Consider the following 13,671-nt stretch of genomic DNA (forward strand, 5'->3'; position numbering starts at 1 on the left):
AGCATGAAAATGGCGGCACTATCGCGCACGAAACCGTCTCTTAGTCTTCATAAAAAATGTGACAAAGAGACAGTAACGCAGGGAAATTCACCTAATATTGCCGTGCGCGGGAGAGCGCGGCTTTCACGTCATTGGCAGCAGATTCAATCTCTGGGTTATCGGCAACCTGCGCCGTGCCAGTACGCCACCAGGATTCATAGCCGTGCGTCATGGTCTTCGGCAGCACCTTGATATCGAGCAGCACCGGCCCTGCTTGCTGGCGAGATTCCACCAGCGCCTGCCTGAGCGAGGCTTCATCGTGCACCCGCCACGCTTTGCAGCCGTAACTTTCGGCGTTCTTGGCGAAATCCACCGGAATGAGCGCGCCGCGCAGTTGCCCCGACTCAGCATCACGATAGCGGTTTTCCGTGCAGAAACTCCCCATTCCCTGACTCATTTGCAGATTGTTAATACAACCAAAACCTGCGTTATCGAACAGCAGCACGGTGATTTTAATGCCCTCCTGTACCGCTGTTTGCAGTTCGGTGTGGAGCATCAAGTAAGACCCGTCGCCAACCATCGCGTAGACAGGCTGCTGCGGTGCAGCAAGACGTGCGCCAATGGACGCCGCAATCTCGTATCCCATGCAGGAGTAGCCATATTCCAGATGATAGCTGTCCGGCGTTTTCACCTGCCACACACGCTGTAGATCGCCCGGCAACGAGCCCGCCGCCCCCACCACAATCGCGTTATCCTCCAGCTCATCATTCAGTATGCCCAGTACGCGCGTTTGCGTCAGATGGGTATTCAACGTCTGACGGTATTCGTCCAGTTTGTCTTCCAGACCATCCACCACTTCAGGCACCAGTTCCCCTTTATCCTGTACGGTAAAGAGCCGTTGTAGTTCACGCTCCCACTCCTCACGAGCCTGTTTAACAGCCTGCTGCCAGCCGCTACGATACGACGCCGTCGCCAGCCGTTCGCTCAGCGCTTCCAGCCCGACACGGGCATCGGCGATCAACGGTAACGCATCCAGTTTTAGCGCATCAAACTCGGCAACGTTGAGCAGTAAAAACTCGACATCCGGGTTTTGAAACAGCGACTTGGAACCCGTAGTAAAATCGGTTAAACGCGTTCCGACACCGATAATCAAATCGGCCTCTTGCGCCAGCCGATTGGCCGCCAACCCGCCCGTAACGCCAATACCGCCACAGTTCAGCGGATGCGATGAAACAATGGCACCTTTGCCCGCCTGGGTTTCGCCAAACGGAATCGCAAATTGCTCAGCAAATTGTGCCAGTGCGTCATGTGCGCCGGAATAACGCACGCCGCCGCCGCAAATCAGCATTGGACGACGTTTTCTCGCAATCAGCGCCGCCGCTTCACTCAGCCGTGCTGCATCCGGCGGACGACGTTCGAGGTGATGGACGCGTTTGCGGAAAAACGATGCCGGATAATCCCAGACTTCTGCCTGCACATCCTGCGGTAAGCACAGCGTTACCGCGCCAGTATCCGCCGGATCGGTCAATACGCGCATGGCGTTAATCAGCGCACTCATCAGCTGTTCAGGGCGATTAATACGATCCCAATAGCGGGAAAGCGGTTTGAAACAGTCATTGGTGCTGATCGATAGATCGTGGTATTGCTCGACCTGCTGCAAGACCGGATCCGGCTGGCGGCAGGCAAAGAGATCGCCGGGCAGTAGCAGTACTGGGATACGGTTGGCGGTGGCGGTGGCCGCAGCGGTCACCATATTCGCCGCCCCCGGCCCCACAGATGAGGTCACCGCATAGATTTTCCGCCGCTTGTGCTGTTTGGCAAACCCGACGGCGATATGCGCCATTCCCTGTTCGTTGCACCCCTGATGCACGGTGAGACGGTTTGCCTCCTGCTCCAGCGCCTGGCCGATGCCCAACACATTACCGTGACCAAAAATGGTCATGACGCCCTGCACAAAAGGGGATTCCTCACCGTCTACGCTGATGTATTGCTGGTTGAGAAACCTGACCAGCGCCTGCGCCATGGTGATGCGACACGTATCCATTGAGCTACTCCTTCACGTAAGGGAGGATTAAAACGACTGATCCCTACTGCAATATCGAGATACACGGGTATACCACGGGGCGAGGCGTCCCTGCGGGAACCTCATCCCCGTGTTCCCCCTAAAACTACACATTATTGATACAGCACATTTTCAGCACTTGTTATCGTTACAAACGCAGCACGAAACACTTACGCGCCTCACTCCAGCGTGGGCATGATGAAGCTGCTGGTATGGTGTTCCAGACGGACGCTGGCTGGCCAGCGGCTGGTGACGGTTTTCATCCGCGTGTAGAAGCGCACGCCGTCGTTGCCGTGGACATTGAGTGGCCCAAAAATAGAGCGCTTCCAGCCGCCGAAGCTGTGGAACGCCATCGGCACTGGGATCGGTACGTTCACGCCGACCATACCTGCCTGCACCTCTTCACAGAATTGGCGCGCCGTTTCGCCATCACGGGTAAAAATAGCCGTGCCGTTGCCGTATTCATGATTGTTAATCAACGTTACCGCCGTCTGGTAATCCGGCACACGCACGACGGATAGCACCGGACCAAAAATTTCTTCCTGATAGATTTTCATTTCAGGCGTGACGTTATCGAACAACGTCGGCCCGATGAAATAGCCTTGGGGATGTCCCTGTACGGACAGCGTGCGGCCATCGATACGCAGCGTCGCGCCCTGATCGACGCCACTTTGAATATAGTCGGCAATTTTCGCACGATGCGGCGCACTGATTACCGGCCCCATCTCATTTTCCTGCCCGTCTACCAGACCCGGTCCGACACGCATCGCTTTTATCTGCGCACTCAGACGCTGGTGCAGTGCTTCTGCCGTGTCATCCCCCACCGCGACCACCACCGACAACGCCATACAACGCTCGCCCGCCGCGCCAAACGCCGCGCCCATAATCGCGCTGGTGGCCATATCCATGTCTGCATCCGGCATCAGGATGCAGTGGTTCTTTGCCCCACCCAGCGCCTGACAGCGTTTACCATACGCCGACGCAGTCTGATAAATGTATTCTGCCACCGGCGTCGATCCCACAAAGCTCACCGCCTGCACGCGCGGATCGGTCAACAACACATCCACGGCCTCCTTGTCCCCCTGAACTACGTTAAATACGCCATCCGGCAGACCTGCTTCTTTCAACAGCTGCGCCAACAGCAGCGAGAGCGACGGATCTTTCTCCGACGGCTTAAGTACAAAGGTATTGCCCGTCGCCAGTGCAATCGGGAACATCCACATGGGCACCATCGCCGGGAAGTTAAACGGCGTAATTCCGACGCATACGCCGAGCGGCTGCATAAGCGAATGGCTATCCACCCCCGTGCCAACATTCGCCGAGTGCTCGCCCTTTTGTAGATGTGGAATGCCACAGGCAAACTCAACGACTTCCAGACCGCGCGTCACTTCCCCCACAGCATCGGAATAAACCTTTCCATGCTCCTGTGAAATCAGCCGAGCCAGCGTATCCATTCGTTCTTCCAGCAACGCCTTGAAGCGAAACAGGACGCGTGCACGGCGTAGCGGAGAATGCTTCGACCACGCAGGGAATGCCGCCGCCGCGCTGGCAATGGCCTGCTCTACTTCTGTCTTGTCAGACATCACAACCTGGCGAATTTGCTCGCCCGTCGCCGGGTTATACACCGCCGCATAGCGCTGGCTGTTGCTGGAGGCAATCGCCCCCTGAATGAAGTTAGATACGGTTTCCATGTTTACACCTTTGTGGGTTTTGAGGAGACAAACGGCTGACATCGGATTACAGTATATGAAATGAATATTCCATTTAATGGAAAAATAAAATAAATGTTGATTATTGTGATCCGCTGCGAATTTTTATGTAAACTTGAAATCAGCTGTCCACAAAGACAGGCAAGCAGCGTCTAAAAATAGCTTTATCGATAAAAGGGTTGCCGCTGGAAATGTCGTACAGATAAAACAGCCGTATCCAGAAATGAATTTTCTGTTCCGTTTCAGACACCAATCATCACAGATAGGACGGGAACTGGGCAGAATTGTGATATGTGAGTCTTACACGTCTTTGGGAGATGACCCGATATGCCCATGGCAACCAGCCTGAGAGAGTTACAGGAACAGATCCGCGAGCGTTATGATTCGCTCAGCAAGCGGTTACAGCAGGTCGCGCACTATGTGCTGGATAATACCAACAGCATCGCGTTTGATACCGTTGCGGTGATCGCCGAACGCGCGGATGTTCCCCCCTCAACGTTGATCCGCTTCGCCAACGCCTTTGATTTCAGCGGTTTCAACGAAATGAAACAGCTATTCCGTATGAATCTGGTGGAGGAAACGGCCAGCTATACCGATCGGGCACGGCTGTTTCGAGCGATGGAAGCTGACGCAGTGCCAGAAACACCATTAGATATTCTGCATGAGTTTGCGCGTTCAAACGCACAGGCGATGCAACAACTGGCTGCACGCACTCCGCAAGAGGATCTGCAAAAAGCGGTCGATCTGCTGGCGCAGGCAGACACGATCTATATCGTGGGATTACGGCGCTCTTTCAGCGTCGCGACTTACCTCACCTATGCACTCAGCCACCTGGAAAGCAGTGCGATTCTGGTCAACGGTCTGGGAGGCATGTTTCGCGAACAGCTCAGCCGCGTTAACTCGCGCGATGTGGTGGTCTCCATCAGCTTTTCGCCCTATTCACAGGAAACCGTGATGGTCAGCGAAATGGCAGCAAAAGCCGGAGCGCGCCAAATTGTGATTACCGACAGCCAGATCAGCCCGCTGGCAACGCTCAGCGATGTCTGCTTTGTGGTAAAGGAAGCGCAGGTTGATGCGTTCCGTTCACAGTCTGCCACGCTGTGTCTGGTGCAATCGTTGATGGTCTCGCTAGCCTACCGACAGGGAAACGGCGCAGAACAGAGCGAAAAACAGCAGCGCGGCTAGCCGGAACTATTTACTGAGCAGGATTAATATATGGGGAGACTCGTTTTATGCTTCAAGTCATCGCTCAGGATTTTATTAAGCCAGAGAGCATTGAGATCGTTATGCCGCTGTACCGCGAATTAGTAGAGAAAACGCGGCAGGAACCGCTGTGCATTTCCTACGCACTTTTTATCAATCAGAAAGATCCAGGGCACTTCACCTTTATCGAAACCTGGCCGGATAGAGCCGCACTGGACATTCATTGCCAGACCGAACACTTCCAACGCCTGGTCCCCATGATAAATAGCCACCAGCGGGCCGAGTGTACGTTCCTGCTGATGGATCCGTTTGACGGTGGCACTCCCAGCGTTTGAAGCTATGCTAGTTTAGGTGTTAGGTCGCTAAGCGGCCTACATATCGTCATAATTCCCGTTATTCTGCTTTCTTTTGCATCAATTTTTAATTCATTTTTTTTGAATTAAAATCTCAATTTTTTCCTGTTTAACATTATTCACAACCAGATAACATACGAAAATCTTCTGACAACAGGCAAGTTAACTGTTAACTCAGCAGGATAATGAATATCAAACAAATTAAATAATTTGATAATCATTTTAATGAATCTGCCTATGTATTCTTATCCAGGTCAACACCATCAAGGGTAAATAGTGTGTCGGTAGATACGGCTCTCATTCAGGAGGAATCGATGTTTAACATAAAACAGGTGGTCGCATTTACGGCGCTGATGGCGACGGCAGCGACCAGCTATGCGGCAGTAGAGGCCGACAAGCGCCCGATTAACGAGCTTTATCAAAATGCGTTACGGGAAGGTGGCATTGTGACTGTCTACGCCGGCGGTGACACTCCGGGCCAGCAAGATGGCATCAAACAGGCGTTTGAAAAACGCTTTCCAGGTATGAAGCTCAACGTCATTGTGGACTACAGTAAATTCCACGATGCACGTATTGATAACCAACTGGCAACCAAGACGCTAGTGCCGGATGTGGTACAGCTACAAACCCTGCAGGATTACCCACGCTGGAAGAAAGAAGGCGTGTTGCTGAACTACAAACCGATCGGCTGGGATAAAGTGTACCCTGCGTTTAAAGATAAAGACGGTGCCTGGACTGGCGTGTTTGTCGATGCATTCAGCAACGTGGTGAATACTAAGCTAATTGCTGAAAATGCCTGGCCAACAGAAGCCAATGATTATCTGCGTCCCGATCTGAAAGGCAGCATTGTCTTAACCTACCCGAATGACGACGATGCCGTGCTGTTCTGGTTTAAACAGGTTGTTGATAAATACGGCTGGGAGTATGTCGCTAAATTCAAAGAACAGAACCCGGTTTATGTACGTGGCACACAGGCTCCCGCAGACGATGTTGAAAGCGGTAAATCAGCGGCGACATTCTCAACCGACGGCGCGCTAGCTCCCGATCAAAACGCCAACTCCCGTTTTGTCCTGCCGAAGAACGATCCGTTTGTCTCTTGGGCACAGCGTGCGGCTATTTTCAAGCAGGCTCAGCACCCGGAAAGCGCCAAACTGTATCTGAGTTGGTTGCTGGATAAAGAGACCCAGAGCAATGTCTGGTATATGTGGTCAGTTCGTACTGACGTTGCGCCGCCAGCTGGCTACAAACCTATCTGGGAATATAAGAATACCAGTCCGCAGGCCTTTGCCGACTTCATGAGCGATCGTGCTGCGGTCGAATCATTCCGCGCTCAGATCGGTCTGTATCTCGGTGAAGTGAAAGGCGAACCGTCTCCGGGTAACTTAGGGCTGCATCCAAAAGAAGCATTGCCACACTAAAGATTTACGCCCCTTGATGTACTTCTAAAGCATCTGACTCGGCTTTAGAAAAAGCCCTTATCGCCAACAAAGCGATAAGGGCTTATTTGTCACTTTCGGTATTCAGCATTCAACACTCATTGACTGGTGGAAGACTGCTGTAAATAATCCGTCAAAAAGTGTTCCGGGTTACCCTGTCCAGACAGCGATTTGCTGTAACCAATGCGAACAGGCTGCGCCTCACCAGGTAAGTAGAGTTCGCCATATCCCTCGTTCATAATCAGCACCACGAACTTTTTATGATCAACCTGTAGCCAATAACGTGTGCCACTGGCTTGCTTCTCAACGTTCATTTTTTGGATTTTGGTATTCCACTCATGGTCGATACCCGTAATTTGTACCAGCGCCGTAGAATCTGCTGGCTCACCAATTCGTAGCGTCCAGACCTGTACCCCTTCCGTACCTTCATAGGCTTTGACCAGCGTCGCAATGGGTGGACGTGGCGTTTCCGCCGCAGCCACACGGGCAAATGAGAAGAGGCAAATCAGCAGAATAAATAATCCACCAAATGTAGTACGTAGCATAGTCATGATTCAGTCCCTGTTTGCGGCACCCGGTGCCCTGTAAAAAATACGCCTTCTTTCGATACAGACGATCCTGACCCCTATTAATGAATAGAAAACAGAATCCTGATGGTATTACAACACCCGAATATAAGGCTGATTGCGTATTCAAGCCACTTCGGTTCGACGGCGACCTTTATTTTTCGCCCGATAAAGCGCCATATCCGCCGCTTTTAGCCAGTCAATATATTGGCCCATATCTGGAGAAATTTCCGCAATGCCTACACTCACAAAAACCGCCAGCTGCGGCGTCTGGTTCAGAAACTTCAGTGATAAACTCTCTCGAATACGGTTTACGGCATCCAGAGCATCCCCCGCGCTGGTCTGCGGTAAAATAACGGCAAATTCATCGCCACCGAATCGCCCGATCACATCCGTCTCCCGAAAACCTGACGTCAGCTCACGCGCCAGCAACAATATCGCCTGATCGCCGACGTTATGCCCAAAGTTATCGTTAAAGGCTTTAAAATGGTCGATATCGAACAGGACTAACGTCGCAGTACGCTTATAGCGCTGGCAAATCTCATATTCATGCTTGAGCAGGCGTTCCCAGTGGTGACGGTTATAGAGGCTGGTCATGCCGTCATGAATACTGACTTCCATCAGCATACGCTTGTGCTCCGCCAGCTTCAGCGCGGTGGTATAAGTGACATAACCCAAAGAAATCGGGTAGACCAGCAACATCGGCAGGCAGGCATAAAGCTGAATCGGCGTGGTATCCAGCGAAATAGGTACAGCAAACAGCGCAATAACCAGCATGCAGGCAACACACTGTAATACGATTCCCTGAACAAACAGCTTGATTCCACCACCCGCCGTACCGTTCATCCCAACCATCGCGACAATCAGTGCGCTGGGCAGAAGATTCCCCCCCATGAAGCCTATCCAGATGCCACCAAATACCACATCAATCAATAAATTACGTTTCTCGCACCGCATCGGATCGCGCGAGCGTAGAGAAAGCATGTAAGCAATGTGTGGCCAGACAAAGGCGTTAAGAAAGAGAAATCCCCACATCAAAATCGGCACGGGTTTGACAATCAACACCGAAGAAATGAAGAGACAGCACAGTATCGTACCGACAATACGTGGAATATAGACCCGCTGGGAAAAGCGTAGCCCTGAGCGACGTACATCTACCGTTAAAAACGTCGGCGGCGAGGCTGACATAACGACCCCCATGCGGTTCACTAAAGAATAGCGAGAAAAAACATTATGGCTGAAAACGTGCCAGCATCAGTGAACAGTATTTTAATTTATTTTGTTACATAACGGACAGGTACCGTAACGGCTGAACAGAGTAACACGAATGTTAACGCGCGGTGGTCTTACCCGTTGCTTTCGTTTAGCTCCCGTAATTGTCGCAGCCATGCCCATCATGAACGTCCACGTTATTAAGATGGGGAGGGTTGTAAACGGTTAATGTGAATGGTCAAAAACATCACCTCATCGGTAGTCAGCTGGTAGCCGTAATTTTTTTCCACATAGTCATATACCTTCATCGCACAGGAATAGGCTCGTGGCATCAGTTCGGTAATTCCCTGATAGATGGAATCATCGCCATGGCTCACTGTTTCCCGATTTAGCAGGCGCAGAGCGAAGAACTTCAGGTGCGTAATCAAACGCTGATAATTGAGAGTATGTTCATCAAAAGTGACACGAAGATCGTACTTCAGAATGGTTAAAATATCTTTAATGATACCCGCACTCTGCATCGTGCTCTGCATGTCGCTGTTATTCGCTGCATTCGCCAGGTGGAGAGCAATAAACCCCGCTTCATCCTCCGGTAAATCGATATCCAGTCGTACACGAATCAGTTCCAGCGCCTCCAATCCAACGGCAAATTCACCGCGATAAAACTGACGAATATCCCACAGCATCAGATTCTTGATCGTCTGCCCTTTCTTATGACGTTGGATAGCAAAGTTGATATGGTCGCTTAAGGCCAGAAATAGTGTGTCCTGCACATCGAGCCGCAATGTTTTCTGCGCCAGAGTAATAATCTGCTGCGTGACCGCCAGGCAGTCCGGCGGAATATCCGCCAGCAGTTGTGACAGCACGTCCGCGATACCGTCACTTTTCTTCACGAACTGACTTTCAATGCGCTGCGGATCGATAGGATCGCCGATCTTTTTGCCAAAGCCGACACCTTTGCCAATCGCCACAATTTCTCGTCGGTCATCGGCCAGCACCAGCACGGCGTTATTGCTCAGTATTTTTTCAATGATCATCGCATCAGCCGTCCTGTCTGACGAGAAGGTACGCAGGCCTTCCCTGCCGTTTAACGCCTCAACGTCGTATTGCCGGGGCGTCTTCTTTCATCATTTACGCTTCTGAGCTATCTAGCCCATTGTTTTTAATAACATCAGCATACCAGTATGCGCTTTTTTTACGGATGCGCCGCAAATCTTTCAGATCGAATTCGTCACGGTTAACGTAAATAAAACCATAGCGTTTCGCACATCCCTGATGGGTAGAAATAAGATCCAGCGCCGACCATGGCGTATAGCCGAAGACATCCACACCATCGGTAATCGCAAGCTGAATTTGCTCAATGTGGCGTTGTAGATAATCAATGCGGTAATCGTCTTGAATCTCACCGTTTTCATCCAGCGTATCAAACGCACCTAGCCCATTTTCCGTAATGATCAGCGGTAAATGATAGCGATCGTGTAGCTCGCGCAAGGTATTGCGGAAGCCAATAGGATCAATTTCCCAGCCAAAGGCATTTTTCTGCAACCACGGGTTGCTTGCGCCACGATGTACGCCCTCTTCACCCGATTTCAGGTGCTGGTCACCTCCGCGGGCGATCTCATCCGAACCGTCACCTTTGCTGGCTTCAACCGTTTGCGAGGTGTAGTAGTTAAATGCGATGAAATCAGGCTTGGCCGATGCCAGAATGTCCATATCGCCGGGCAGAATCTCCGGCGTATAGCCCTTTTCTTCCATGTAGCGCCAGGCCGCCGTGTTGTAACGTCCGTATACCGCCATATCCAGATAAAGCCAGTTGCGGATCGCGTTATAGTTGAACGCCGCCATCACATCTTCAGGCTTCGCTGAAGCCGGATAAATCAACGCAATGTTGGGGGCTGGCCCAATTTTCGCACCAGGCACTTTTTCATGTAACGCATTCATCGCTTTTGCCTGAGCCACCAGCATGTTGTGGTTCTGCTGATAAAGATTCTGCTTCGGATTTTCCAGCGTAGGATCCAACGTGCCTAATGCAGAACCGTGCAAAATCATCATGTTTTGTTCATTGATGGTCAGCCAGTACTTTACCTTTTCACCATATTCATCAAACAGTATGTTGGCAAAGCGTTCAAACGCCTCTACTGTTTCCCGATTGTACCAACCGCCTTTTTCTTGCAGCGCCTGCGGCAGGTCAAAATGGTACATCGTGACGATCGGCTCAATGCCGTAATGCAACAGTTCATCGATAAGACGGTGATAAAACGCAATACCTGCCGGGTTTACCTCGCCGCTGCCATCGGGAATGATGCGGCTCCAGGCAATAGAAAAACGGTAGGTTTTGAAACCAATGTCGGCAAACAGTGCAACATCTTCCTTGTAGCGATGATAATGGTCACTGGCGACTTTAAAGTCCGTTGTGCCCTCAGGATAGGATGTTCTGGCATCAATTACCGATGGCCCCTTACCATCTTCATTCCATGCTCCTTCAACCTGATAAGCCGATGTCGCAGCGCCCCATAAAAACCCCTCAGGGAAACGTTTAAGATGACGGTATTTCACAGTTTTTCTCCTTTCCTTAACGAGATAATGTCAGCAAGGCATCACTGATGTTATGGGTTGGACGCAATCATGCTGAATTCAGGCAAAAAAAAACCTGATACGGACATGTCTGAATCACATGCGTCGTATCAGGTTTCGCTCAGGCCTTAGCCCGATCACGTCCTTCTTATCGGGTTATATCCGCTAACAGCGGTAGACTCAAATCAAGGTCGGGCAATCTGTGATGAATATCACCGATAATTCCCTCATCTGAGTATGATTCGTCCCTTGTACCAGTCATCGCTGAAATGCAGGCTATCGTTCACCACCATCATGGTCTCGCGCACCATTAAGCCGGACAAGTCGCTTCAATAACCCCAGCAACTTCATCCCGTCTGGTGACCCCAGCCCCGTACAAGCATCCCATCCTTCTGAGGCGACAAACGCCCCGTTATTTCCCCGCACGATATCCTTGCAGCTATTACGATTACGGTATAGTAGTGGGGGGAAAAACAGCGATGCCGACTCGGTCAAGGCAAGCATACGAGCCAACAATCCCGCCCACAGCGGTGCGACGGCACTGGTTCCTCCCACCACACCTTCCTGGCCGTTGACCTCAACCAGATAACCCGTTTCGGGATCGGCATTGCCGCTAACATCAGGTACGCCACGGTGTTGTAGTGGATGATGGCCGCCATATTTGTCAACCAGAGACAATCCTAACTGCCAACCAGGCAGGGCAAAATATTGGCTGACTCCGCCACCTGTCGCACTACCGTCTCTGTTATGCCAGGTGGTTTCCTCCATCGCTTTTTGCAAGCGGGTGCCACCACAGGCTAAAACGTAAGGGCTGGATGCCGGGAAATCGACATGTAAGCCATGCGGTTCACCGTCTTTTGAACCGCGATCGCCAGAAGCTACGCATACAGTAATGCCTAGTGCCGCGGCGGTTTGGAAAGCCTGGTTGTACACCAGTAATGATTGTGCCGTCCATTTCGACTCGCTGCCGCCCCAGCTAATCGAAATCACCGACGGTGCATTTTTCTCATCATGAATCGCGGTATTGATCGCTTCTAAAAATCCGGCATCAGTATTCGGAGCAAAATACACCACAATTTTGGCTGCTGGCGCCAGCGTACCCACGATTTCGATATCCATCTGTACTTCAATATCAATCGGGTTCACTTCTTTGTCGCCGTCTGGGGAAGCAGGCGTATTTTTGGCACCTCCCACGTAAACATCAACGATCTGCGGTGGGTTGACACCCATGCGTTTAAAATAGTGCTCCAACTGCGGTAAGCGATACCCTCCCCCCAGTTCAATAATGCCAATGCACTGCCCTGCGCCATCATTTTCAGGGAAGTGATAGTGCTCAGCTAACTCTAGCGGCGTATAGCCCGAGGAATGCTTTGTTTCACTAGAGAATGGGGTATTCATATGCAGGCAACAGTTCGTCGCCAAACGCTCATCCAAACCGAGCACAGCGATAACTACGCCCTGTAGATATTCAGGCAGATAAATCCCTCCCGATCTCCCGCGAAAAGCTCCGTTTTTGTGCTCATAGTGGGCTAAGCTCACACGAAATGCTTGTTCCATTTGCCCCGCAGTTCCCGTTAAGAAGAGGGTACGGCTGGCAGGATGTTCACGTTCGATAGATAGCCGATAATGTCGTGCAAACGCGCGGACATGCTCTATATCAGCATCATCTGCACTAAATTTTTTGGCATAACTGGCACGCGATAGCGGCCTGTTGGCGTTGATGCCGCCAAATTGTGGATCGATGCTATCGTGCAGTTCGGTGTAATACTCATCATCTGGCGTAGTAAAACGTAGTACCAGCATGACCCTGACGCTTTCATTAACATTACAGCGCTCGCGGTACGCTGCGTCAGCGATGTTTCCGCGCTCACTCCCTTTCAATAATTGGTAAGTCATCGTCTTCTCCCCCACTCAGCTATTTGCCGTCTGGTTCAATGTGACTCAATGCCGCATAAATCTGGCGTTTGTCGTTCTGTGACAGATGCTCAACATTAATAGAAGAAAGAAACGTGGCCTCTTGCTGAGGCGCAAAATGCCCGCCATTCGAGAGATAACGTTTAATACTAATCAGGAGTTGGTCGTCAATCGTGAGTAACGTGGGCCTGATCGTGTCGTTCAGCGAAAGGGGTGTCCAGTCGCTCTCAGGTGTCGAAAGCCAGTCCGCCATGTAGCGATACTGAATGGCTTTGCTGGCATTCATTAATGAAGTAAAAAACAACTGTGTACTCTGAGGAGATAAACCAACGGTAGCCGATTGCTCCCGCGCCTTACTCAAAATACGTTCTTCTTGCTTCAAATCCTCAACCGGCAGGTGTTGGCGGGCTTTGTACCCCGCAACATCTTTCATCAGTACCATCCTCTCCTGAATCAGTTGATAGATACCAAGAGGGTTATCCTGCACGGTCGCGTGCAGAGGGAGACACCAGGCAGAACTCATCACTAACGAGATAACAGCGGAAATAGGCAAATTCATTGGGTTGCACTCTCCTGTCAGCACTGCCATGAACATTTATGGCTATGTTTTTATTTCGCCATTGCGGCAGGAGATAATAGATTTCGCTACATGAACCTTCCATG

11 protein-coding genes are annotated in these 13,671 nt (G+C 51.1%); 3 read left to right on the forward strand and 8 right to left on the reverse strand.

The window, feature by feature from the left end; translation table 11 throughout:
- Positions 1-91: 91 nt before the first annotated feature.
- Complete coding sequence (gene iolD / locus CLR69_RS09050) at positions 92-2,023, reverse strand: 3D-(3,5/4)-trihydroxycyclohexane-1,2-dione acylhydrolase (decyclizing) (protein ID WP_129713352.1); 1,932 nt, start codon at positions 2,021-2,023, stop codon at positions 92-94.
- 197 nt (positions 2,024-2,220) lie between these two features.
- A complete protein-coding gene (locus CLR69_RS09055) occupies positions 2,221-3,732 on the reverse strand; it encodes a CoA-acylating methylmalonate-semialdehyde dehydrogenase (protein ID WP_129713353.1) in 1,512 nt (503 codons plus the stop codon).
- A gap of 345 nt (positions 3,733-4,077) precedes the next feature.
- Here CLR69_RS09055 and CLR69_RS09060 point away from each other — a divergent pair, with 345 nt between their 5' ends.
- From CLR69_RS09060 to CLR69_RS09070, 3 genes are all read left to right on the forward strand, one after another.
- Positions 4,078-4,935 carry a MurR/RpiR family transcriptional regulator gene (locus CLR69_RS09060; protein WP_048259401.1) on the forward strand — a complete coding sequence of 286 codons (858 nt, stop codon included), beginning with the start codon at positions 4,078-4,080 and terminating at the stop codon, positions 4,933-4,935.
- A 47-nt stretch (positions 4,936-4,982) separates the two neighbouring features.
- The gene (locus CLR69_RS09065) at positions 4,983-5,288 is read left to right on the forward strand and encodes a putative quinol monooxygenase (RefSeq protein WP_129703788.1); all 306 of its coding nucleotides are present in this window, start codon (positions 4,983-4,985) and stop codon (positions 5,286-5,288) included.
- Positions 5,289-5,620: 332 nt separating this feature from the next.
- Positions 5,621-6,724: an ABC transporter substrate-binding protein gene (locus tag CLR69_RS09070; RefSeq protein WP_129703786.1), complete on the forward strand. Its 1,104-nt coding sequence runs from the start codon at positions 5,621-5,623 to the stop codon at positions 6,722-6,724.
- A 116-nt stretch (positions 6,725-6,840) separates the two neighbouring features.
- On the opposite strand, the gene CLR69_RS09075 is transcribed toward CLR69_RS09070, so the two are convergent.
- From CLR69_RS09075 to CLR69_RS09100, 6 genes are all read right to left on the reverse strand, one after another.
- Entirely contained in the window at positions 6,841-7,293 is a 453-nt protein-coding gene (locus tag CLR69_RS09075; protein ID WP_129703784.1) for a hypothetical protein, read from the reverse strand.
- Between the two features lie 141 nt (positions 7,294-7,434).
- A complete protein-coding gene (locus CLR69_RS09080; protein ID WP_129713354.1) occupies positions 7,435-8,496 on the reverse strand; it encodes a diguanylate cyclase in 1,062 nt (353 codons plus the stop codon).
- A 224-nt stretch (positions 8,497-8,720) separates the two neighbouring features.
- The gene (gene licT / locus CLR69_RS09085) at positions 8,721-9,557 is read right to left on the reverse strand and encodes a BglG family transcription antiterminator LicT (protein ID WP_129703780.1); all 837 of its coding nucleotides are present in this window, start codon (positions 9,555-9,557) and stop codon (positions 8,721-8,723) included.
- A 94-nt stretch (positions 9,558-9,651) separates the two neighbouring features.
- Positions 9,652-11,076: a glycoside hydrolase family 1 protein gene (locus CLR69_RS09090; RefSeq protein WP_129713355.1), complete on the reverse strand. Its 1,425-nt coding sequence runs from the start codon at positions 11,074-11,076 to the stop codon at positions 9,652-9,654.
- Between the two features lie 294 nt (positions 11,077-11,370).
- The gene (locus CLR69_RS09095) at positions 11,371-12,990 is read right to left on the reverse strand and encodes a S53 family peptidase (RefSeq protein ID WP_129713356.1); all 1,620 of its coding nucleotides are present in this window, start codon (positions 12,988-12,990) and stop codon (positions 11,371-11,373) included.
- A gap of 19 nt (positions 12,991-13,009) precedes the next feature.
- The gene (locus tag CLR69_RS09100) at positions 13,010-13,567 is read right to left on the reverse strand and encodes a chorismate mutase (protein WP_129713357.1); all 558 of its coding nucleotides are present in this window, start codon (positions 13,565-13,567) and stop codon (positions 13,010-13,012) included.
- Positions 13,568-13,671 lie beyond the last annotated feature (104 nt).

The organism is Pectobacterium zantedeschiae (genome assembly GCF_004137795.1).
GTDB lineage: Bacteria > Pseudomonadota > Gammaproteobacteria > Enterobacterales > Enterobacteriaceae > Pectobacterium > Pectobacterium zantedeschiae.